This is a genomic window from Nonlabens sp. Asnod2-A12 (genome assembly GCF_045063745.1).
Lineage (GTDB): Bacteria > Bacteroidota > Bacteroidia > Flavobacteriales > Flavobacteriaceae > Nonlabens > Nonlabens xylanidelens.
Map to the genome: position 1 here is coordinate 2,057,686 of NZ_JBEFOB010000003.1, position 24,541 is coordinate 2,082,226.

At 36.0% G+C, this 24,541-nt stretch carries 21 protein-coding genes; 9 read left to right on the forward strand and 12 right to left on the reverse strand.

The annotated features are described in order from the left end of the window. Positions 1-9: 9 nt before the first annotated feature. From ACJJVJ_RS09445 to ACJJVJ_RS09475, 7 genes are all read right to left on the reverse strand, one after another. Entirely contained in the window at positions 10-1,011 is a 1,002-nt protein-coding gene (locus ACJJVJ_RS09445) for a cytochrome c oxidase subunit 3 (protein ID WP_104514343.1), read from the reverse strand. Between the two features lie 36 nt (positions 1,012-1,047). Further along, positions 1,048-1,638: a heme-copper oxidase subunit III gene (locus ACJJVJ_RS09450; RefSeq protein ID WP_405370009.1), complete on the reverse strand. Its 591-nt coding sequence runs from the start codon at positions 1,636-1,638 to the stop codon at positions 1,048-1,050. 2 nt (positions 1,639-1,640) lie between these two features. Next, positions 1,641-2,534 (reverse strand): heme o synthase, encoded by an 894-nt coding sequence (gene cyoE / locus ACJJVJ_RS09455; protein WP_405370010.1) that lies wholly within the window; start codon positions 2,532-2,534, stop codon positions 1,641-1,643. Positions 2,535-2,762: 228 nt separating this feature from the next. Then, positions 2,763-5,465, reverse strand: a complete 2,703-nt coding sequence (locus tag ACJJVJ_RS09460) for a T9SS type A sorting domain-containing protein (protein ID WP_405370011.1) — start codon at positions 5,463-5,465, stop codon at positions 2,763-2,765. A 285-nt stretch (positions 5,466-5,750) separates the two neighbouring features. Continuing rightward, positions 5,751-5,924: a hypothetical protein gene (locus tag ACJJVJ_RS09465; protein WP_405370012.1), complete on the reverse strand. Its 174-nt coding sequence runs from the start codon at positions 5,922-5,924 to the stop codon at positions 5,751-5,753. Between the two features lie 32 nt (positions 5,925-5,956). Beyond that, a complete protein-coding gene (locus tag ACJJVJ_RS09470; RefSeq protein ID WP_405370013.1) occupies positions 5,957-8,749 on the reverse strand; it encodes a T9SS type A sorting domain-containing protein in 2,793 nt (930 codons plus the stop codon). 261 nt (positions 8,750-9,010) lie between these two features. Then, positions 9,011-12,049 carry a leucine--tRNA ligase gene (locus tag ACJJVJ_RS09475; RefSeq protein WP_405370014.1) on the reverse strand — a complete coding sequence of 1,013 codons (3,039 nt, stop codon included), beginning with the start codon at positions 12,047-12,049 and terminating at the stop codon, positions 9,011-9,013. 228 nt (positions 12,050-12,277) lie between these two features. Here ACJJVJ_RS09475 and ACJJVJ_RS09480 point away from each other — a divergent pair, with 228 nt between their 5' ends. From ACJJVJ_RS09480 to ACJJVJ_RS09495, 4 genes are all read left to right on the forward strand, one after another. Next, positions 12,278-13,156, forward strand: a complete 879-nt coding sequence (locus ACJJVJ_RS09480) for an ABC transporter permease (RefSeq protein WP_104514339.1) — start codon at positions 12,278-12,280, stop codon at positions 13,154-13,156. 146 nt (positions 13,157-13,302) lie between these two features. After that, a complete protein-coding gene (locus tag ACJJVJ_RS09485) occupies positions 13,303-13,620 on the forward strand; it encodes a DUF3098 domain-containing protein (RefSeq protein WP_104514338.1) in 318 nt (105 codons plus the stop codon). Next, positions 13,621-14,430, forward strand: coding sequence for an undecaprenyl-diphosphate phosphatase (locus ACJJVJ_RS09490; RefSeq protein WP_405370015.1), 810 nt, complete (start codon positions 13,621-13,623; stop codon positions 14,428-14,430). Between the two features lie 50 nt (positions 14,431-14,480). Continuing rightward, complete coding sequence (locus tag ACJJVJ_RS09495; RefSeq protein ID WP_405370016.1) at positions 14,481-14,996, forward strand: DinB family protein; 516 nt, start codon at positions 14,481-14,483, stop codon at positions 14,994-14,996. Between the two features lie 116 nt (positions 14,997-15,112). Here ACJJVJ_RS09495 and ACJJVJ_RS09500 read toward each other — a convergent pair whose 3' ends face one another. After that, positions 15,113-17,179 (reverse strand): M16 family metallopeptidase, encoded by a 2,067-nt coding sequence (locus ACJJVJ_RS09500; protein ID WP_405370017.1) that lies wholly within the window; start codon positions 17,177-17,179, stop codon positions 15,113-15,115. An 8-nt stretch (positions 17,180-17,187) separates the two neighbouring features. Beyond that, the gene (locus ACJJVJ_RS09505; RefSeq protein WP_104514334.1) at positions 17,188-18,909 is read right to left on the reverse strand and encodes an insulinase family protein; all 1,722 of its coding nucleotides are present in this window, start codon (positions 18,907-18,909) and stop codon (positions 17,188-17,190) included. A 173-nt stretch (positions 18,910-19,082) separates the two neighbouring features. Here ACJJVJ_RS09505 and ACJJVJ_RS09510 point away from each other — a divergent pair, with 173 nt between their 5' ends. The 3 genes from ACJJVJ_RS09510 to rpmA all read left to right on the forward strand — a co-directional run bounded on the left by ACJJVJ_RS09510 (position 19,083) and on the right by rpmA (position 20,596). Beyond that, positions 19,083-19,553 carry a hypothetical protein gene (locus tag ACJJVJ_RS09510; RefSeq protein WP_405370018.1) on the forward strand — a complete coding sequence of 157 codons (471 nt, stop codon included), beginning with the start codon at positions 19,083-19,085 and terminating at the stop codon, positions 19,551-19,553. 95 nt (positions 19,554-19,648) lie between these two features. After that, positions 19,649-20,287 (forward strand): 50S ribosomal protein L21, encoded by a 639-nt coding sequence (gene rplU, locus ACJJVJ_RS09515; protein ID WP_405370019.1) that lies wholly within the window; start codon positions 19,649-19,651, stop codon positions 20,285-20,287. 45 nt (positions 20,288-20,332) lie between these two features. Next, positions 20,333-20,596 (forward strand): 50S ribosomal protein L27, encoded by a 264-nt coding sequence (rpmA, locus tag ACJJVJ_RS09520; protein ID WP_104514332.1) that lies wholly within the window; start codon positions 20,333-20,335, stop codon positions 20,594-20,596. Between the two features lie 295 nt (positions 20,597-20,891). Here rpmA and ACJJVJ_RS09525 read toward each other — a convergent pair whose 3' ends face one another. From ACJJVJ_RS09525 to ahcY, 3 genes are all read right to left on the reverse strand, one after another. Further along, on the reverse strand, positions 20,892-21,248 hold the full coding sequence (locus ACJJVJ_RS09525) for a hypothetical protein (RefSeq protein WP_104514331.1): 357 nt from the start codon (positions 21,246-21,248) through the stop codon (positions 20,892-20,894). A gap of 141 nt (positions 21,249-21,389) precedes the next feature. Continuing rightward, entirely contained in the window at positions 21,390-21,608 is a 219-nt protein-coding gene (locus ACJJVJ_RS09530) for a hypothetical protein (RefSeq protein WP_104514330.1), read from the reverse strand. 119 nt (positions 21,609-21,727) lie between these two features. Continuing rightward, positions 21,728-23,044: an adenosylhomocysteinase gene (gene ahcY / locus ACJJVJ_RS09535; protein WP_104514329.1), complete on the reverse strand. Its 1,317-nt coding sequence runs from the start codon at positions 23,042-23,044 to the stop codon at positions 21,728-21,730. Between the two features lie 112 nt (positions 23,045-23,156). Between ahcY and ACJJVJ_RS09540 the strand changes: the two genes are divergently transcribed. Next, positions 23,157-23,792 carry a 4'-phosphopantetheinyl transferase superfamily protein gene (locus tag ACJJVJ_RS09540; RefSeq protein WP_104514328.1) on the forward strand — a complete coding sequence of 212 codons (636 nt, stop codon included), beginning with the start codon at positions 23,157-23,159 and terminating at the stop codon, positions 23,790-23,792. Continuing rightward, positions 23,785-24,516, forward strand: a complete 732-nt coding sequence (locus tag ACJJVJ_RS09545; protein WP_405370020.1) for a geranylgeranylglyceryl/heptaprenylglyceryl phosphate synthase — start codon at positions 23,785-23,787, stop codon at positions 24,514-24,516. Before ACJJVJ_RS09540 ends, ACJJVJ_RS09545 begins: the two co-directional genes overlap by 8 nt. Positions 24,517-24,541: the final 25 nt, after the last annotated feature.

A 24,541-nucleotide genomic window follows, 5' to 3' on the forward strand; every position in this document is an offset into this window, starting at 1 on the left:
CTTAAAAAATTATACTAGGTAGAAGAATGTAAATACAAATACCCAAACTAAATCTACAAAGTGCCAGTAAAGACCTACTTTCTCTACCATTTCATAACTACGTCTTTTCTCATAAGTTCCTAAAAGAACATTAAAGAAAATGATCAGATTAAAAATTACACCAGAGAAAACGTGAAAACCGTGAAAACCTGTAATAAAGAAAAAGAAATCTGCAAATAGAGGAGCACCGTATTCATTTTCAGTAAGGTTTGCACCTTCTACAACACCTACAGCGTCTTTATTTAATTTTACTAGAGCATCTTCTCTAGAAAGAACTAGTTTCTCACTAGCACCAGTTTCTTCATTTACGACTAACTGCTGCGTTCTTATAGTAACGTTAGGGTTATCTACAAAACCTTTCTTAACCTCTTCTATGGTATAAGTTGCGTTATACTCACCAGATGTGGTATACCATATACCTTCACTGTTACCATAAGTATCTACATCTCTAGGACCTACTTCAACAAATTCATTTAAAGCAACTCTCTCACCAGTTTTAACATCTAGAAACTGAAGAATCTTTCCTCCTTTAGTTTTTACTGCTCCATATTCACCTGCAATAAAGTTTTTCCATTCCCAAGCTTGAGAACCTACGAATATTAAACCACCAATTATGGTAAGTAACATATAAAGAGATACCTTTTTCTTGTTCATGTGGTGTCCTGCATCTACTGCAAGTACCATAGTAACCGAAGAACCGATAAGAATAAAGGTCATCAATGCCACATAGAACATAGGCGCATCAGTGCCATGTAAGAATGGGAAGTGATTGAATACCTCATCTGCGATAGGCCATTCTTCAATAAATTTAAATCTCGAGAAACCGTAGGCTGCAAGAAATCCTGTGAAGGTTAATGCATCCGATAGGATGAAAAACCACATCATCATTTTCCCGTAGCTGACGTTAAGCGGCTTAGACGCTCCACCCCATTTTTGACCTTCGGTACCAGTAGTAGCTACTGTTGTGTCCATAACTTTAGATTAGTTGTAATATATTGCAAAAATAGGTTAAAAAATATCTTTAGCAAAAACTAAAAACAGAAGAAGAAAAATCCATAGCACATCAACAAAGTGCCAGAAGATCGCTCCTAATTCAAAACCTAACATTTTTTCATTAGAATATTTTTTTGTCACAGCCTTAAACGTAATGACTGTTAAGGAGATAAGGCCTGCAACTATGTGTGCTAGATGCGCCATTACCATGATGTAAATAAACGATCCTGCGACGCTACTTCCTTTTCCTGTAAAGAAAATTCCAGCATCGGTTAATGACCCAAAAGCCATAAATTGCATAATTACAAAGGCAGTTCCCAATAAAAAAGTGATAAAAGTTAGAATCGCAGCGCCAGATAGGTTATTATTTTTCAGACTTTTCTTTGCTAAAAACAAAGTAAGCGAGCTCAATAAAATAACACCTGTGCTATAAAAAAACTCTGAAGGCAAATCTACATCTACCCAGTCTCTACGGCTGCTACTTATTATATAAGCACTAGTTAACCCAGCAAACATCATGGTAAGACTCATGATGGCAAACCACATCATCTGTTTTTTAGATCTTGCGATTTTTTCCTCAATAGGTAATTGCGTTATATCTATCATTTTTATCTTATAAATTTATCTACTACATAAATTATTTGAATAAGTGTAATGTAACTCACACTTACTAACATTAATTTTTTTGCAATAGCATTACTTCTTTCTTTATATAATTTAATAGCGTAGTATAAAAACCAGCCTCCTAACAACCCAACTATTACAGCGCTATAAGGAGTCATGTACAAATCTCCAGTAACGCCAAAAACAGGTACTAAAGACACCATGACCGTCCAGATAGTATATAATATAATTTGTACCGCAGTACCTTTATCTGCCGCACCGGTAGGGAGCATTTTAAACCCTCCAGCTTTATAGTCGTCTTCTAACATCCATCCTATCGCCCAAAAGTGAGGAAATTGCCAAAAAAACTGCAACATAAATAAAGTTCCTGGCTCTATACCAAAATTTCCACTAGCAGCAACCCAACCTAACATATAAGGAATCGCACCTGGAAAAGCACCTACAAAGACACATAATGGCGTCCTAGTCTTTAACGGAGTATAAACAGCGGCATAGAGCAAAATGCTTAACGCACCAAAAAACGCCGTGGCAAAGTTGATTAAAAACAGCATGTAAATACCGCTTAAAGCCATTATAACACCGTAAATCCAAGCGTTTTTAACGGACACTCTACCGGTAGGTAGCGGTCTGTTTTGAGTACGCTTCATTAAAGCGTCTAGATCTTTCTCTATAATCTGGTTAAAAACATTTGAAGAACCTACAAGAAAATAACCACCTATACATAAAAGAACAAGGGTTTGCCACTCATAAGTATTTGCAGCTAGAAAATATCCAGCAATAGATGAAAACACCACAACTATGGATAGTCTAGGCTTAGTAATCTCGATGTAATTTTTCAACATACTAGGAGATCGTTCTATGGCATTTACATCTGTCAAAAAAAAGCTGTTTTTAAAGGAGTGCAAAGATACCTCACAACTACTTTGTTGCAAAGGTTTTAAAAAGCTTTCGGTCTAATTTATATTGATTGTACGATTAATTGTTTTAAAAAGGAATTTGATAGGCGTTACGCTTTCGCGAAAGCGAGAACCACCTCAACCTTTTTTAACAAAAAAGCTGCCTCTTTATAACAAGAGACAGCTTTTTAAAATCTAAAATAATATCATTTATTGAATCATAATTTTTTCAGTAAACACATTATCATCGCCTTCTAACTGAAGAATATACCATCCAGAGCGTATGCTAGACATATTAGAAAGACTTAAAGTCTGTTGATTTACATCTAACTCTTCTTTCAAAATTTCTTGTCCTAAAGAGTTAAATAAACGAGCTGTCCATTTTTCCGAAACCACATTACCTGTATTTATATGGATCACATCTCCTGTTACTGGATTAGGATATACAGAAACCGCAACATCTGTAACTGACTCATTTGATAAAGTTACATTCTCAAAGAATAATTCAAAACGTCCTTCCATCTCTGCAGGATCTACTATAAAATCTATAGCGTTATTTACGCCATAACTAATAGCTGTTATCGTACCTGCAAAATTATCTCTTAGATATGCATTTACTCCTGGCACAGCTTCCATTTTAATAGCTAACGTGTAATTAGTACTCTTATAATTAGTAATACTCAAAGGAATCACGTCTGCATTCACAGGAAATGGTCTTGACTCAATTGCTAGATTAGAAAGGTTACTCACTATAGATAATGTCTCGTCTAGATTACTAAACTTCACTGCATCACGCTCATCAATTGCAGGATTTTCTACATTAGAAAACCTCACTAAAACACCATCTTGAGCAGTTAAATCACCCATATACCTACTAGTTTCATAAAGATCTACCGTTAGCATATTATCTAACACTGGCGCAGAAAATATACCTGCGTCTGTTAATGAAACTTTATCATCGATATGAAAATCTATGGTACCAGGTGTAAGAGCTTCTATAAAGAAAGACTGCCCTGGTTCTAAAACATTACTTGCAAGAGACGCTCCTGTTGCACTACCGCTAGGTAATGTAATAGTTGTATACGCACCTCTAGTACCCAAAGTAGGGTCCCAGTAATAAGCAAACCCTATCGCTGTTGCACTAGTTGCAAGACCTAAATCCATCTTAGACTGATATGGATTACCTACTAGATTAAATCCTGCCGCAAGAGGTAAAGAAACATCTTCCTGCTCTAAAACTCCTGTCGCTCTAAGCGTAGTAGTCATATCCTGACCAGAACTGTTGTTATTAAGATCTAGATTACGATCACCTCTTACTAAAACTCTATAAGCCTTCCCTACACTGTGTAATGTAGTTTTAGTATTCGTAACTGCATTCCAGCTACCACCATTAAATTCAAAGGCACTTGGATTACCAGTTGTAGTAAAATCTAATCCTGTAACTGCATCTGCAGGGCCACCTACTTCATTTAAAGAACCTAATACACCTGTTATTTGCATACCATATCCTACAGGTGTATTACCACCTTCTTGCCATGTATCAAATAAAGACTCTCCAGACACAGGAGATGTTAAAAATCTAAATGCGCGATTTCCAGAAATATAACGCTCTACTTCTATCCCATTTAAAGGATTAGGGTTAAAATCACCATCACCTACTATTTGCGCCGTATGCACAGCATTACTTTTAAAAACAACCTTACCTAAAACATCTCCAGAAGTTGACACATCATTACCAGCAAGATCTATTTCTCCAGCTACATTAAGAACAGTCTGACCACTTACAGCACCTAGCCATAAAATCTGATTCCTATCACTAGCCGTTCTATAATTACTTAAGGATATCTCAAATGAAGTAGCTGTAGATCTTAACACAGCATCTACCACATCATTACGATCTCCATGCACTAAATAACCACTACCTAACACAGCAGTGTTATCTCCTAAAATAATATCCCTACCCACATGCACGTCAGATGAGACATTAAGCGTTCCATTATCATTTATAATAAGATCCCTACACAGAAAACCACTTATCCCAGCAGAACTTCCCGCCTCAATAATCACTACATCCTGCATAGAAGACGGTCTACCACCGTCTGCACCAGTAGGATCATTAACCCATCCCATGGTATCGTTTCTATACACATAACTACCTACCTCATCATCAATAATGGTTCCTGTCGCGCTATTGTAGTTTAAATCCACCAAATAAGAAGTGTCTGGCACGATACTTAAAACAATTGTTTCATGATGTTCAAAAACGTCATCTCCATTAATAGCAACATTTAATAATGCAACACCATCTGCACCTGTGGTAACTGTACCAGTGAGGTTAGTTACAATATCCTCACCTGGAATCGTGTTTGCTGTTCCCGAGACAGAATAATTAATAGTAGTAACACCCATATTGGTATTTACAAATCTATACACTAAGGTACCACCATCAGTAGCATTATCACCTTCTAGCGCACTAGCAGTAACCATCTCTACTCGTACACCACTAGGTAGCGGCGTTGTATATTCTTGTACAGGAGAATCTGTTATTCTCTCTGATGGCAAAGCAGACACTTTTCTTGCTACCCATCTTACCGTTCCGTAATATGGAGGTACGGTTCCAGAATAAGTACCTAAACCATCTGTAGCACTAAGTGGCAACACTTCTGGTATGGCACGTATACCAGTAGGTACCGTTAGTGGATCACAACCAGCACCTAAACAATAAAAGATACCTGACCTAGCACTATCATAGGTAGGATCTGTATCACTTACGAGATCAATTGAAATGTTAACATTATCTGCTCCAGAAGGCAGCATTGGCGCCATTACAGCGTTAGACCATACTTGTGCATTCCCTATAGCACAAGAGGTCATGACCATCAAGATGATGGCCTTTAGAATTCCCCTATTCATAATTCTTAAAATTAATTCACGGCAAATAACTCATTTACATCTCAATCGTGAAAGCGTTTTAAGGAAACAATAAAATCTTTTCGTTGAGTAGATTACAAAGTCCGTTTAACGAATCACAGAACCTTGTTTCTCAATTAATAACGAAATATTAAATGCTATAATTAACAAAAATGGAATTTTAAGAGTCTCGCTTTCGCGAAAGCGGAATTTCAATAATCAGAGAGATAGAAATAAAAAAAGAGACCCTTAGTGAGAGTCTCTTTTAAATACAACTGAATTTTATAACTATTTTTTCTTAATTAATTTTGCCGTTCCTAATCCTATCGCCGCCACAACAGCAATAACCAGACCTGGAATAGGTGCTACATCTTCAATATCATCATCAAAACCTGGTTGGGCGTATGACACCGAAATTACCAATAACATTAAAACCAATAGTACATATTTCTTATTTCTCATAAATCTTATTTTTTAATTAAAACACGCAATTCTTATTCTATTATAATTTTTTCGGAAACAGTATTTTCTCCTTCATTCAAATTAAGGATATAGACTCCTCTATTTAAATTAGATAATTTATCCATTACAATAACACCGTTAGAAGCAATTTCAACCTCTTTTTCCACCACTTGTTGACCTACTGTATTATATAAAGAGACCTTACATTTTCCTACCATGGTGTCACCTACATTAATATTAAGCACACCTGCACTCACTGGGTTAGGATACATCACTAACTTATTATCTACGATTAAATCATCGGTTCCTAATGTAACCGGCGTAAAAACTAGATCAAATCTATCTGCAGCAGTTGTTTCTGGGATATTAGAATCTACTTGAAATGAAACTTGTGTAGAAACTCCCTGATTAAGCAATGTCATATTTGAACTGTAGTTATCTCTTAGTGCAACTTCCATCCCTGGAATAGTTGGTACAGAAAGGTCTAACGTATAGTTAGAAAAAGTATAATTTGCTACATTTAAATTAATTACATGACTACTCAACGGCATTGAGCGAGTCTCAATAGCTAACAACTGTCCAGAACTATGCATTACAGAAATACTTTCATCTAGATTAGAAATCTTTACAGCGTCTCTCCCATCTACTCCATCATTCTCTCCGTCACCCAACCTTATAATTAATCCATCTTGAGCAGTTAATCCTGTAGTAAATCTATTTGATTCAAATAATTTCACTCTAATATCACTAACCACATTAGAAGATCTAAATATATTATTTGCAGTAGATCTGGACACTTTATCATCAATCTCAAAAAATACATTTCCTCCTACCGCTGAACTCAAGAAAAACGCAGCGCCTGGCTCTATAATATTAGTAGCATCACCTACTGTACCTAAAACCTCTAAGTCACCAGGTGCTATACCAGCATCTGGAATCAATATAGTACTATAAGCACCTCTCGTTCCCTGAAGCGGATCCCAATAATACATAGCGTCTACACCAGCAGTTCTTGCAACAAATGCCATATCGACACTTGCTTGGTATGGATTTGCTACTAGATTAAACCCTGTAACCAGTGGTTGAGTAAAATCTGTCTGTTGTAATCCAGAAGCAGGACCACAAATTCTTAATACCGTTTCTACAGGCATAGGATCGTTAATAGAAATATCTACATTCCTATCTCCTCTCACTATTAATCTATATCCCTTTCCTATACTATGCAATTCTGTTTTAGTATTATCAATACTACCCCAACCTTGTGACGGATCATAATCAAACATCGAGAAATTACCTGTAGAGGTAGGATCAAATCCAGTAACTCCATCTGCAGCTGTATTAGGAGTTCCTACCACACCTGTAATATGAGTACCGTACCCTACTGGAGAAGCACCATTTTCTTGCCAGCTTTCAAAAACAGATGGTCCTGCGAGAGGTCCTGCAAGAAATCTAAAAGCTCGTTGTCCAGATATGTAACGCTCTACACATACATTGATCTGTGAATCGATAACACCTCCTGCACCAACAATAGATCCTGTAGCATTTACATCACTAGCAAAAGTTATGTTAGAAGTAGAAAAACTAGGATCTGCAGACTTAACAATACCACCACCTGCTAAATCTAAAACACCATAAACAATAAATGGCTCATCTCCAGTCGCACCGTTAATACCAACAGAAGGTGCACCAATAGAAGCTCCTAATGGATTTTCTATACGCAGGTTTTTTACTCCTTGAGAAAACTGGTCGTAACGTATTTCAGAAACTGCGCCACTTGGTAACAGAACAATAGTCCCTTCTCCAGAAACCATTCCTTCTACCTCTAGCTTACCACTTACATTGATCCCAAAATCACTTTGTAATGTTGCATTACTATTTATAACTAGATCTTTTGCAACAATTTCTGAACTTAAAACAGCAATACCTGCAGCAACCGTAACAACATCATTATCACTTGATGGAGGGTTATTTATATCACCCTCTGGATGATCCACCCATACGCCAGACATACAAGTATAGTCATAAGGACCTACTCTGTAAGTCATAAAAGTCATAACGTTAGAATAGTCACTCAGCACACCTGCCGCACAACTAGCTGTTATATAAGAATCATAGGTAGTTTCTGCAGCTAGACCACCGGCAGCAAGTGCTACAAATGTATCACTAGTACTACCAGAAACAACAGGAGAATCTACTTCTGGATCATCTCCAGTGGCATAAATTTCATATTGGTAGCTAGCAGCAGCAGGAACGGCGTTCCAATTCAAATTAACCGCATCGCTTGTCATATTAGTTACAGCAGTTTGTACTGGAGCATCAGTAGCAAGAGAGGTCTCAAACTTAAAATTAAAATCTTGAATCGCACCTGCAGATAAAGCCCTACCTCCAGAATATGTATCAGTAGACGTTCCTAAATTAGTAACAACAGAAGCAACACCATTAACAACCACCGTATATTTAGAATTAGGCTCTAACCTAACTGGTGTAGAGAAAACAGCCTTCAACTCTGTACTTAAGACCACAATTAAGCTGGTACTTGAAGCCAGTAGAGGGCCATTTATATCCTCACCTTCTCTAACTTGTATAGATAGTCCAACACCAGCAACTAATAAATCTATATCAAAAGCTGCCGAATTTAAATAGGAAACATTATTTGGGTTAGAAGTAAAAGACTGCCCAACTCTATCTAACAAGCCTACATCTATTGAGAGAGAATTAGAACCTGTTGAAGGATTTTCAATGTCTTCTTGACCGCATTGTGAGAAAACATGTGTCGAATTAATCATGAAAATAGCTATTAACATGACTTGAGTAAATTTTTTCATAATTTTTAGTTTTAGAGTATTTATGTAATTTATCTCAGGGGAACCATAAAACTAAATAAAACTATAACCCTATAAATATCATATTTGTTAATGTTTTTAAAATGTATAGACTAAAAGTATTTTTAAACGATTAAAAGCGATATTTATGTTTTTGTAATATCGCTTAAATGCATTTAATCATGATTAATTACCAAATGATAAAACATAAAAAAGGGAGTGGTTATACACCACTCCCTTTTTTATTATCAAATGTTTAAAAAACTACCCCACTACAAAGTTCACAATCTTACCAGGTACAATAATCGTTTTACGTATTTGTTTTCCTTCTAATTGCTGTTGTACTTTCTCGTTAGCCAGCACCATTTTCTCCAACTCGTCTTTTGAAACATCTACTGGTAAATCCAGTGTAAATTTCATTTTACCGTTAAAAGAAATAGGATACGTCTTACTACTTTCTACCAAGTGCTTTTCATCAAAAACTGGGAAAGGCGCTTCACTTATCGACTCGTTATGACCTAATAGTGACCATAATTCCTCTGCGATGTGTGGTGCATATGGTGATACAAGAACAGCAAGTGGTTCTAACACTTCACGACTATTACATTTTTGAGCAGTTAACTCATTTACCGCAATCATGAAACTACTCACGCTGGTATTAAATGAGAAGTTCTCAATATCATCTTGCACTTTTTTAATGGTCTTGTGCAAGGTTTTCATACTATCTGGTGATGCTTTTTCATCACTAACAGAAAAACCAGCATCGTTATGATACAGTTTCCATAGTTTTTTCATAAAACCATAAACTCCTGTAATACCAGCAGTATTCCATGGTTTTGCTTGTTCTAGCGGACCTAGAAACATCTCATACAAACGCAAGGTATCTGCTCCATACTGATTGCAAATATTATCTGGATTTACAACGTTAAACTTGGACTTGGACATTTTTTCAACTTCGCGTAAAGTTTCGATCTTATCGCTTCTAGTTAACGTATTATCATTAAAATAATAAGCATTCTGAGTCCACTTAAACCTTTCAGCATCAGGCATGTCAGAAAGATTTACAGTGTTATCTATATTTACATACTCAACTGGCAAATGTGATGATTGAAAATTTTTAAATATTAAAGTTATGTCATCTGGCACCTTATTAAATTCTCGATATAAATCTGTTGTTTCAATAATATGATCTATCAGTATTTGAGGTAATTCCGTAAGCAGCCCTTCTTCAGGTAGTGTTTTAGCGTAAGAAGAATTAATAATTATTTGACAAACCAACTGCTTAAATTGTCCTTCCTGATTTTTGTAGCCTATATCCAAGTAATTGATAAAAGCACTCTCACCCAAAATCATTCCTTGATTGATCATCTTTTGGAACGGTTCTTCTACAGTGACTTTACCTAGATCGTGTAATAATTTTACCCAAAATCTACTGTACAATAAGTGACCTGTCGCGTGCTCGCTACCTCCTATATATAGATCTACGTTATTCCAGTATTCTTGTGCTTCCTTAGAAAACATTTCGTTTTCATTATTAGCATCCATATATCTAAACATGTACCATGAACTACCTGCCCAACCTGGCATGGTGTTCAATTCTAGTGGATACACACAATCGCGATCGTCATCGTTAGAAACTACTTTATTTTCTTGAGTACACCAGCTCCATGTTGTTGCACGACCTAATGGCGGCGCACCATCTTCAGTAGGTAAATATTCATCTACCTCTGGTAATGCGATAGGCAAGTGCTTGCTATCTATCATTTGTGGCAATCCGTCCTTATAATATACTGGGAATGGCTCTCCCCAATAACGCTGTCTAGAAAATACCGCATCACGCAATCGGTAATTGGTTTTTCCTTTTCCAGATCCTACTTCTTCTAATTTCTCAATCGCTGCTGCCATTGCACCAGTCTGATAACTCATTCCGTTTAAGAAATCACTGTTACAAAGCGGTGTTTTATCTTTTGCTCCATAAGCCTCTTCAGATATATCCACACCATCAAAAATATTCTTGATCGCTGGCATTCCTTCCTGACCTGCAAAGTAATTGGCAAATGCATAATCACGCTCATCACCACACGGTACTGCCATAACCGCACCAGTACCATAACCAGCCAAAACATAATCACCGATCCATACCGGTACTGGCTCACCACTTAATGGATGCGTAGCATATGCTCCTGTGAATACTCCAGAAATGGTCTTCACATCGGCCATGCGTTCTCTTTCTGATCGTGCTGCTGTTGCTTTTTTATAAGCTTCTACCGCGTCTTTTTGTGCCGCAGTAGTAATTTGATCTACTAGCTCATGTTCTGGAGCAAGTGTCATGAATGTAACTCCGTAGATGGTATCTGGACGCGTTGTAAATACATCTATTTTATGGTCATCTAATTGAAAAGACACCATCGCACCTACAGATTTCCCGATCCAGTTGCGTTGTATTTCTTTGATAGATTCTGCCCAGTCTAATCCTTCTAGACCTGTTAATAAACGCTCTGCAAATGCGCTAATTCTCATCATCCACTGACGCATTTTTTTACGCACTACAGGATGTCCACCACGTTCTGAAACGCCGTTTACGATCTCATCATTTGCCAAAACTGTTCCTAGTCCTGGACACCAGTTTACTTCCGTATCTGCAAGAAAAGTTAATCTATAATCAAGCAATATCTCCTGTTGCTCTTTTTCTGTAAACGCATTCCACTCTGCAGCTGTGAAGTGTCTCAAATCTTCTTCTGTGGCAGCGTTGATGTTATTTGTTCCGCTTTCGCGAAAGCGAGATTCTAACAAACTAATAGGTTGCGCCTTATCTGCATCATTATCATACCAGCTGTCAAAAAGCATGATAAAAATCTCTTGTGTATATTTATAATAATCTGGCGAAGAAGTTCTTACCTCACGATCCCAGTCAAAACTAAAACCAATGCGGTCCATCTGATTGCGGTATCCGGCAATTTTGTTTCCAGACTTATCTGTACCACCTTCTATGTTAGTTTTAGTAGTCTCTGCAGGATGTTGACCTGTCTGTATCGCATACTGCTCTGCAGGTAGTCCAAAACTATCATAACCCATAGGGTGCAAGACATTAAAACCCTTGTGACGCTTATAACGAGACACAATATCACTAGCAATATAACCTAACGGATGCCCTACGTGTAGCCCAGCACCACTAGGATATGGAAACATATCGAGTGCATAGAATTTAGGTTTATCAGAGTTATTTGTAGCTTTAAAAGTCTTATTAGCAGCCCAATGTTTTTGCCATTTTGCTTCTATTTCTTTGTGATCGTAGAGTAACATAGTTTCTTCTTGTAAGTAGCAAAAATACTAAAGCGTTTGTGAATTGTGGTATTAAATAAGTTTTGAGATAGAAAATGGTTATTGAGTACCATATCCACCCCATTTTGTCAATAATTAAAGACTAAAAAACAAGTTATACCGTTTGTGAGATAAAATAACTATCTGGAAATCGTTCTAGGTGTGTTACTTTGTTATTTTTGTAAATCAATTCTAGTCGTTGTAAAATTTATGTCATCACAGTCCAGTTATCAGAAACGTCGTTTATTCAGCTCCTATTTTTGGGTGGTAATCAGCTTGTTTCTGGTTTTATTCATGCTAGGTTTACAAGGTTTTTTCTTGCTTAACAGCCAGAAACTAGCCGATTATTTCCGTGAGCAGGTGCCTATGTCTATCTATTTTAAGGACACCGCAAAGGATGTGGACATGCGACAACTAGAAAAAACACTACAAATGGCAGACTATACAAAGAATGCTGTTTTTGTGAGTAGTGAAGAAGGTGCGCAACGTACCAAAGAAGATCTAGGAGAAGATTTTATTGCAAAATTAGATGGATTTAACCCTATCCCTAACTCTATAGATGTGCGACTCAATGCAAATTTTGTTACCGCAACCGAGATACAACAAATCGCAGATGATCTTGCTGCAAAAGAATACGTGCAAGAAGTAAGCTATGATAAACCACTGGTTTCTTTACTTAACAAAAATGTAAAGCGCATCTCTTTCTGGATGCTTATCGTGTCTGGAATTTTTGTTTTAATCGCATTTTTATTAATCAACAGTTCTATAAGACTAAGCGTTTATGCCAAACGTTTTACTATAAAAACCATGCAAATGGTAGGCGCTACCAAAGGGTTTATACGCAGACCATTTATCATGACTAGCATAAAATTAGGATTAATCGCTGCCATACTAGCTCTAGGATTACTAGCCGTAGTAGTTTATTATGCAGACGGTTTTGTGCCAGAATTAGAAATACTTGAAAATTATGAAATGCTGACTATTCTATTTGTTGGTGTCTTAGTTTTCGGAATATTAATAAGTTTGATCAGTACATTTTTTGCAACAACTCGTTATTTGAATTTAAAAACAGATCAGTTGTATTACTAGGTAAGAAACCTTTCCCTAGCATTAAAGGGCAGGTTTCTATAAGGAGAAATTAAAGTAAAGTCTTCTCAACCTTTAGGATTGGGGAATGAAAACTGAGAAAATATAAACAGATTCTGCGATTGATGCGGAATGGCAATATTATAAAAATGAAAAAAGGAATCATTAAAGAATCTTACCATAAAGCTTCTAAACCTCTTGATAGACAAGAGGCTGTCGAAGTAGAAGAGAATATCAAGCCTAATTTTGAATTTGTTTTCAAAAAGAAAAACTATCTATGGATGGTTATAGGACTCGTAGTTATTGCTGCTGGATTTGCTCTTATGGCCGGTGGTGGTAGTGAAGACCCTGCTGTTTTTAATGAAGATATTTTCTCATGGAGACGCATTAGACTTGCACCTATGATGGTTCTTGCAGGTTTTGGGATCGAGATGTATGCTATTCTTTTAAATCCAGATAAAAAGTAAATGGAGACTATAGACGCATTTGTTTTAGGAGTTATTCAAGGGCTTACCGAGTTTTTACCTGTTTCTTCTAGTGGACACATAGAATTAGGGAAAGCCGTTTTAGGAACCGATATAGCAAACAAAGAGGAGAATTTACTCTTTACAGTGGTAGTACATTTTGCCACAGCGCTAAGTACCATTATCGTTTTTAGAAAAGATATTATAGAATTACTTAAAGGTATTTTTGCTTTTAAGTGGAATGAAGAGACTCAATTTGCTTCTAAAATTGTTCTTTCTATGATACCTGCCGTTATAGTAGGTTTATTATTTGAGAAACAACTAGAAGAACTCTTTGAAGGTAGAATTATACTTGTAGGCTTCATGTTAATTATAACTGGTTTACTGTTATTTCTAGCAGGTCGCGCAAAAAAAACAGAGAAAGGTGTCAGCTGGAAAGATGCCTTAATTATAGGAGCATCACAAGCCATAGCTATGTTGCCAGGTATCTCTAGAAGTGGCGCAACCATTTCTACATCAGTATTACTAGGTAATGATAGAGCAAAAGCCGCTCGATTTTCATTCTTAATGGTTGTTCCATTAATTTTTGGAAAAATCGCAAAGGATTTATTAGATGTAGTAAAAGGTGATACTATTATAGAAAATGTATCTACAACTCCTTTAATTGTTGGCTTTTTTGCAGCGTTTATAGTAGGGTTACTAGCTTGTACCTGGATGATATCCTTAGTACGTAAAGCAAAACTTCATTACTTCTCTTACTACTGCTTTGCGGTAGGTATAATAGCTATTATCGCTGGTGTAGTTAATTCCTAAATAATCTAGCTCAGAATAAATAATTACTTTTAGCATACTAAAAATTAGAAATGCAAAAGTTAATTATAGCTCTCATATTATTTACAAGTACTGCTAGCATGGCACAACAAACAACCGTTAAAGGCGCTTTTTTAGAAAAATGGAATAACTCACGCGATTACCTTATCGCTGTTGCTGAGGCGATGCCAGAAGAGTTTTATGATTACAAACCTACTGCACGCCAAAAGTCTTTTAAAGAACAACTCTTACATATTCAAGGTAATATCAATTGGATAGACAGCTCTCATTTCTCAAGACGCGAGACAGAAACAGCGTCACAAGATTATTACAGCTTTAATAAAAAGCAAATCATTGATTTACTACAGCGTACTTTTAATGACGCACACAACAACATAAGTACCACGACAGATGAGGAATTAAAAGAGGTTGTAAAATTCTTTGCTGGACCTAAATCAAAATTGCAGCTCATGAATTTACTCCAGGATCATGTAACACACCACCGTGGTCAGTTACTGGTTTATCTTAATCTTAAAGACATCACACCACCTAATTTTAGTGGTTGGTAGATTCTTAATTAATTGCATAAAAAAATGGCTTCTATTTCTAGAAGCCGTTTTTGGTACATTTTAGTTTATTTTAATTCCGCTTTCGCAAAAGCGGGAACAACATCAATATTTCTAGTCTATTGAAAGTCTGCGTCAGTAACTGTATTTACTTGTACTTTCTGAACTTTGAAACCAAGATCTCTACCCATTAATTGCTGAGTAATAGTCATAGGAAACTGAACTCCACCAGTTGCCTTATAATCGCTGAACTGAATAAGAGCACTCACTTTCTCACCTTGAGGTGTTTTTGTAGGAGATTCCTGACCAACTAATAGACCTGTGTTTACATCATAAAAAGTCTTCTTATCATCTGACCATTTGATGACGTAAACTTGCTTATCACCCATCATTTCTGCACCTGCAAGAGTTGCTTTGTCAGCCATATATAATTCTGGGAAAAACATAGCTTCTTCCATCGCTATGGTAGCATCTTCACCAGTTAACTCTTGGCTGCCGCCCATACCGCTTACATTTGCTTTACCATTCATAACCGTTTGTTTTGCCAAAGTATTACCACCCATTTTAATAGTCTGGTTCCACTTATTACCTTTTGCACGTTTTACGTCTAGAATCAACTCACCCATAGGTGCTGTGTAAACAGCAAAATAAGAAGTAGATTTAAGAGCTGACACAGCATCTTTACCACCTATTGCATTGATGTAGTTATCCATAACTGTTTGAGCAGTTAGACCTGCAGGAATCTCTATAGTAGAAGGACGCTCTGTCTCGTTTGCATCTTTGTCATAAAATTTAACCGGTACTGTTTTACCATTTAATTTCATTTTTTCAAGAGGCTCAAGAATATCTGCAGCCTTACCTACTAAAACGATACGTAAGTTATCTGGGCTCAGGTACTTGTTTGCAACACGTTTCACATCTTCTTTAGTCACTTTATTTATGTTAGAAATAAAGTTTTTGTAAAAATCTTTATCAAGATCATTCTTCTCGATATTAATAGAACGACTCGCTACTACCGACTTATCTTCTGACTGCATGATAAAGCTACCTAAGAACTTTGCCTTTGCAGTAGAAAGCATTTCATCTTCTACATACTCATCTCTAATTCTGTTCAATTCTTTAAAAGTCTCTACTAGAGCGCTATCAGTAACTTCATTACGCACCTTTGCAGTTGCACTAAAAGTTCCTTTATAGTTTCTACCTGTACCTATATTAGAACGTGCACCATATGTATAACCATTTGCCTCACGTAAGTTCATATTAAGGTAAGAACCGAAAGAACCACCAAATACATAGTTTGCTACAAGAACAGCATAATAATCTGGATCGCTCATTTTTAATTCAGAAAGACTCATAACAGCAAGTTCTGTTTGAACTGCGTTAGGCACATCAATTAAGTTGATTTGAGTTTCCTCAACATCAGCTAGCTCTGGAAGAACTGGTTTAGGTGCCATTCCCTTATCCCATTTACCAAAGTATTTCTTTACTAACTTCTTAGCTTCTTTTTTCTCGATATCACCAGTGATGATTAAATACCCATTTGACGGCTTAAAGTAATTTGTATAAAACGCGTTAACGTCTTCTAGAGTTACAGAGTTGATAGTCTCCTCTGTAGAAAACTCACCAGCTGGGTGATTTTTACCATAAACTAAAGCACTACGTACTTTACCAGCAATAGCAGCAGCACTGTTCTCTCCAGATTTTAATCCTTCAATAGCTTGAGACTTTTCAAAGTCTAATTCTTTTTGAGTGAAGTTAGGCTTAAAGGCTGCTTCAGTAAAAAGTTGAAAAATTTCTTCTTTGTACTTAGAAAGTCCACCAGCAAAACCACCGTTAACTCCTACAAAGATATTTGCTCCTAGATAATCTACCTTTTCATTAAACTCTTCCTTAGAAGTCTCTGTAGAACCTTTACCTATTAAAGCACCAGTTAAAGACTGTACTCCAGCTTTATCACCTTCAAAAACAGGTGGGTTATTAAGGTCAAGACTCATGTTAAGAGTAGGCAGTTTTTTATCTGACACCACAAGAACTTGAAGTCCGTTCTTTAATTCAAATGTGTAAGGTTTACCTAAGTTAATTTCTGGAGTAGGTCCAGAAGTAGGCATTTGTGATCTATCTATTTGTGCAATGGCAGTAGCTCCTGTAAGGAATAGTACCATTAAAAATATAAGTTGCTTTTTCATTGTGGTAATTATTTTTTTGTAATGGTAAATTCAGTTCTTCTAGATTGTTCTAACTCTTCATCAGAACAGTTTTTGCTTTCACAATCTACAATAGGATTCTCTTCTCCACGACCTACAGCTTTAATTCTGTTAGCAGCAATACCTTTTGCAAGCATATAACTCCTTACAGCATCTGCACGTTTTTGAGAAAGAGTTTTATTGTAAGCATCACTTCCTTTGGTATCTGTGTACGTTTCTGCAAGAATCTCCATTGATGCATTCTTATTCATCATGTTAACAATGCGATCTAATTCTTTACTAGCACTAGCTGTAATTACTGCCTTATCGTTATCAAAGTAAATCTTATTGATTTGTAATTTATTATCTACCACTTTAACATCGTCCATGGCATCTTTCATCTCCTCTTCTGTAGGAGCAGTTCCTGCTAGGTAATCTAATTCTAATCTTTGATTAGGCATTAAGTATTGATTTGCAACACGCTTAATATCTTCACGAGTGATACCTCTATAAACGTCTAACTCTTGATTAATTAAACTTGTATCACCCATTAACATATTATAACGAGCTAATGACGCTGCAATACCTTCTACACGAGAATTTGAGCTTACATATTGAGCTTCAAATTGATTTTGTAGTTTTTGATACTCTCTTTCTGAGATTAATTCTGTTTGAAGTTTTACAATTTCTTCATCCATAACCTCAGCTAACTTACTTAACTCAATATCCCCTTTTGCAAGAGCACCCATTGTATAAGTTCCATAATCTTGATTAGACTGTCCGAAAGCTAGTACCTGAAGAGCTATTTGCTCCTCATCTACCATTCTTTTTTGCATTCTAGAACTAGCACCACCTGTAAGTACTGCAGAGATGTAGTCGATTACATAAGCATCACGATCTGTAGATTTAGGAGTGATGTAAGAAAATATCTTAACTGGAATCTGGATATTAGCATCATACTCTGTAGCAAAACGTGTTGAAGTAATAGGTTGTTCAACAATAGACTTACGGACATTTCTAGGTGCCTTGTTCTCGATAGGACCAAAATAATCTTTGATCATCTTCTTAGTAGCATTGATATCGATATCTCCAGCTACAACAAGCACTGCATTATTAGGATTATAATATTTGTCATTAAAATCTTGGAATTCAGAAAGCTTTGCAGCATTTAAATCTTCCATAGATCCAATAACACTCTGGCCATATGGGTGAGATTTAAACAAATGTTTATCAATACCAGTTCTATAGATAATAGCTCCATAAGGTGCATTATCAATACGCTGACGCTTTTCTTCTTTTACAACTTCGTTTTGAGTATCCACTCCTATTTGTTCGATTTTAGGATGTAGCATACGCTCACTTTCCATCCATAAACCCATTTCTAGATTATTAGAAGGAAAGGTTTCATAATAATAAGTACGGTCTTGGGTAGTGTTTGCATTATTGCTACCACCGTTTGCAGAAACAATATCAAACCATTTACCTCTCTCTATATTTTCTGTACCTTCAAAAAGCAAGTGTTCAAAAAAGTGAGCAAATCCAGTTCTTCCAGGCTCTTCATCTTTTGCACCTACTTGATACATAACACCTGTAGTTACAACTGGCGCGCCGTTTTCTTGATGTAAAATAACGTGAAGTCCATTATCAAGGTCATACTCGGTATACTGTACCTCTTGAGCAAAACCAGTAGCTGTTGCAAAAGCAACCGCAAGACTTAAAACAATTTTTTTCATTTGATAGTTTTTATGTTTCTTATTGTGGTTAGTGTCTTATCTATATAAAATGTTACATAAAAATTAAAGACTTCCCAAAAATAAAAGCTTTTTACAATAATTGAGTTAAAGTAAAATCAAAATACCTGATAAATAGACAGCTATGTTCGAACTTTAGAAGTAAACCAATTATTATGAAAACAACACATACTATAAAGTACGCACTCTTCATGGCTTCGGCTTTAATCATTTATTTTATACTGATCGACATTATAGGATATGCAGGACAAAGCTATCTTAGTTTTTTCAATGCTATAATAGTAGGTGCTGGTATTTACTTTGTTATTAAAGATGTCTACAAGAATGCAAATAAGTTTAAGTATATGGATGGTTTTGTAGCTGGTATCAAAGCAGGTTTTATTGCTACCATATTATATACCATTTTTATGGCGATATATTTATTTGAAATACATCCAGAGCTATGCTTAGAATTAAAAGAACAAGTTGCGATAGCAGGAGAAGGTATAGAAGCTGCCTTATTATTATTTATCTTCTTATCTGGTCTAGCCACCTCAATAGTACTGCCTTTAGTTATTTTACCATTATATAAAAAATCATGGAATACGAGGGATATTAGAGAAAAGCAAAAGCCGTTAAATCAATAGGATATAAAAAAATTGTATAATCTGTTGATAACTTTGGTATCTAAGCTAATAGAACTATATTTGCAGCCCGAAATTAATAATAATAAGCAACAATTATGTACGCAATCGTAGAGATAGCAGGGCAGCAATTCAAGATCGAGAAAGATCAAAAGTTGTTTGTACATCGTTTACAAGAAGATGAAGGTGCGTCAATTAACATTGACAAAGTTCTTCTTTTAGGTAATGGTGACAACATCACACTCGGCGCCCCAGCTGTAGAAGGAGCATTTGCAGAAGCAAAAGTTCTGGGACACCTTAAAGGTGACAAAGTAATCGTTTTTAAGAAAAAACGTAGAAAAGGATACCGTAAGAAAAACGGACACCGTCAGTACCTAACTCAAATTCAAATTTCAAGTATTTCTGCATCTGGTGGAAAGAAGTCTGAATCTAAGAAAGCTGCAGCACCTGCAAAAGCAGAAAAAGCTCCAGCTAAGAAAGCTGCTGGTAAAGCAGATGACCTTAAGAAAATTGAAGGTATCGGTCCTAAAATAGCATCTACTCTAGTAGAAGCTGGTATCGCAACATTTGCAGATCTTGCTAAAGCAGATCCAGCAAACATTTCTGAAATCATTGCTGGCGTAAGAGGTAATCACGTACCAACTACATGGCCACAACAAGCTCAGCTTGCAGTGGACGGTAAATGGGATGAATTACAAGAATTACAAGACCGTCTAGACGGTGGAGTAGAAAAATAAGTTTAACCGTATCTGAATTTTATACAGATCATAAAATAAATTATCATGGCTCATAAAAAAGGAGTAGGTAGTTCGAAAAACGGAAGGGAATCTCACTCAAAACGTCTAGGCGTTAAGATTTACGGAGGTCAAGCAGCAATCGCTGGTAACATCCTAATCCGTCAGCGCGGTATGGAACACCACCCAGGTGAAAACGTATATGCTGGTAAGGACTTTACATTACATGCAAGAGTAGACGGACTAGTGAAGTTTACTAAGAAAAGAAATAATAGATCTTACGTATCTATCGTTCCTGTAGCTGAGGCTTAAGAACGAGTTCTTTTTAAAAGACAAAATCCCAAATCGATTTATTCGGTTTGGGATTTTTTATGTTTTATAGACTATAACTAGAATTCTAACACATGACCACTTTACACTAATTCAGTAAAATAGAAGCGCATATCCATAAAATAAACAGAATAATTATAATGCCATCGTGACATAAATAACATCAAAACTAACTACCTGAGCAACTATTATTTCTAAAGTAGCATTACTATAGGAACATATATATCAACCAAATTAAGAGCGGTATAAAGCACTAGATAGGGTATTTAAAGACAAATTACCTGGCAAGCCCAGCTCTACCCAATTCTACTATAAGAGAGTCGCAAAAAGCACCTTCTTCCAACTCACCTATATTTGCTATTTGAATACTATAAACATCAGTAAAACCTGTCTGATCAACTATAGAGGTATCTCTAAGAGTATTGAGACTTGTTACTAGTCTAGAAATAGGCCAGTCATTCATTTTAATAGAATCACCAGTAATTTTAAGACCTGCCTTACCATAAACACCAGCTGCATTTCCACCCATTATAAAACCACTAAGGTGAGTGGTTTTCACTTCTTTTTTAGGAAAATCTGTACTACATGATGTTATACACAATGCGATCAATAAAACTATAAAAAACTGCTTCATAATAAAGGGTCCATTAGAATTAACGAATATAAAGTTTCTTTATTCTAGAAAGAAACAAAGAGCGATACTTAAGAGATAAAAAAAATCCCGATAAAATGTCATATACATTTTATCGGGATTCCTATTAACTTTTATAGAGAATTATACTCTAATTCCTTTAAGACGTTTTTCGATCTTTTGTTTTTTTGCAGTAAGCAATTTCATAAGATCCATTATCTCTACATCTTTCGTTTCCTTGTAAATCTCATTAAGGCCTAGAATAAGCTCTTTTGCTTTTCTTGATGAATGTACTCTATCACTAGTCGACATATTACTCATCGATGCTCCTAGCCATTCATTTGCGTCTTTTATTATATCCATTTCTTCTTTAATTTTATCTCGCTTTCGCGAAAGCGTAACTATTTAAAAGCAATTACGATGCCAAAAGTTAGTCAATTTATTTGAATTTCCTAACAAATGGCTAGAATATTTAAGAATTCTTAATATCTATAATATTCTGGCTTGAAAGGACCTTCAACTTTTACGCCTATATATTCTGCTTGATCTTCTTTCAATTCAGTAAGCTCTGCTCCCATTCTCTCTAAGTGAAGCGCAGCTACTTTTTCATCAAGATGCTTAGGTAACATGTATACTTCATTTTCATAAGCATCTCTATTATTCCAAAGTTCAATTTGCGCAAGAGTCTGATTAGTAAATGAGTTACTCATTACAAAACTTGGGTGACCAGTTGCACAACCTAAGTTCACAAGACGGCCTTCAGCAAGAAGTATGATGTCTTTACCGTTAATAGTATACTTATCTACTTGTGGCTTAATTTCTACTTTAGAGTCACCATGATTAGTATTTAAGTAAGCAACATCTATCTCATTGTCAAAATGTCCGATGTTACAAACAATAACCTTATCGCGCATAGCCTCAAAGTGCTCACCGCGTATAATATCCTTATTACCAGTGGTAGTAATAACGATGTCTGCATTACCTACCACGTTCTCAAGTTTCTTAACTTCAAAACCATCCATAACTGCTTGTAATGCACAAATAGGATCTATTTCAGTAACCGTAACGATAGAACCAGCACCTTTAAAAGAAGCAGCACTACCTTTACCTACATCACCATATCCACAAACTACCACACGCTTACCAGCAAGCATAGTATCTGTTGCACGGCGTACAGCATCTACAGCACTCTCACGACAACCGTATTTATTATCAAACTTAGATTTAGTAACAGAATCATTAACGTTAATGGCTGGCATTACTAGAGTACCATTCTTCATACGCTCGTATAATCTGTGAACACCAGTTGTAGTCTCTTCAGATAAACCATTGATACCAGCAGCTAGTTCTGGATATTCATCAAAAACCATGTTAGTTAAATCACCACCATCATCAAGAATCATATTTAACGGCTTGCGATCTTCTCCAAAGAAAAGAGTTTGCTCGATACACCAGTTAAATTCTTCTTCATTCATACCTTTCCAAGCATAAACAGGGATACCAGCAGCAGCGATAGCAGCAGCGGCATGATCTTGTGTAGAAAATATATTACAAGAAGACCAAGTAACATCTGCTCCTAAAGCGACAAGAGTCTCAATAAGAACTGCAGTTTGAATAGTCATGTGAAGACATCCTGCTATACGAGCGCCTTTAAGTGGCTGCTCATCCTTGTATTCTTCTCTCAATGACATTAAACCAGGCATCTCTGCCTCGGCAAGTTGAATTTCTAAACGTCCATACTCTGCAAGAGACATGTCTTTTACTTTATTAGGTACGTAAGGAACTGTTTTATTGCTCATAGAATTTTATTTTAATATATAAGTCGTTGATTCTATTCAAAATCAACAAATTAAAAGCATTTTTTATTTATTAAATTGCGGCTGCAAACTTACAAAAAATCAACCGGTTTTTATGCCACTTTTTCATTCCCTTAACAACCGTGAGAATACAGAGGTTTTTATCTGGAAAATCACTGAGACTGAAGCCTTTCTAAGAACTGACATAGAACTGTCAGAAAACTCTAAGAATAGGTTATTCACCATGAGTTCAGACCTGCATAGAAGAGGTTTCTTGAGCATAAGACATTTACTTAAAATAGCTGGATATAGTGATTTACAACTATTTTACACAGATAACGGTAAACCCCATCTAGAAGATGGCAAGCATATTTCTATAACACATAGTTATGAATTTACAGCTATTATCATAAGTGATGTACCCATAGGTATAGATATAGAAAAGCAACGTGATAAAATAAAACGTATCGCTCCTAAGTTTATAGGCTACGAACAAGATTTCATATCTTCTATCGATAATTCCATAAAAGAACTTACTGTAGTCTGGGGCGCAAAAGAATCCATGTATAAACTTTACGGTAAAAAAGGTTTGGGCTTTAAAGCCCATTGTTTAGTAGAACCTTTTACAATGCGTAGCGATTTAACTATCTCTCGTATTATTTATGAAAATGATAATTTAAAGTTTGATGTTTATTTTCAAGAAATCGAGAATTTCATGCTAGTTTATGTAATTCCATCTCGCAATGCTTGATATTCTCAAAACAATTGAGCAAGCAAATCGCTGTTTATCCATTCTTATAGATCCAGAAAAAATGGAGATGGATGCGATTCCCGCTTTCGCGAAAGCGGTTTCCATAACCATCCACAACCTTAAAGAAAAACTACAAATAGATCAATTTTATTTTTTTGTAGGTGGCAGCACGATGGAGAACGTAAATTTTGACAAATGGGTTAACAAATTAAAAGAAAATAGCAATATACCGATCGTTATCTTTCCGGGATCTCACCATCAACTATCTGAAAATGCGGATGCATTGCTATTTTTAAATCTAGTTTCAGGACGCAACTCTGATTTTTTAATAGAACAACAAGTCCGTGCTTCAAAAAAATTAAAGAAATCAAATCTAGAAGTTGTTCCTACTGGATATTTACTTATAGATGGCGGCAAAGAGACAGCCGTGCAACGCATCTCGCAAACCCTGCCATTACCACAGCACAATACGGATTCTATTGTGAATCATGCATATGCTGCACAACTTATGGGAAATAAATTAGTTTATTTAGAAGCTGGTAGCGGCGCTCTAAAATCGGTTTCTACAGACATAGTGCGTGAAGTAACACAACAACTTCATATTCCATTAATAGTAGGCGGCGGCTTGCGAACTGTTCAAGATATACGATCCGTTTATGATGCAGGCGCACAAATGGTAGTAGTAGGAACAGCAATTGAAGAGAATATCAAATGGAATGGCTAGCTTTGTAACACCGAAACCAAAAAAA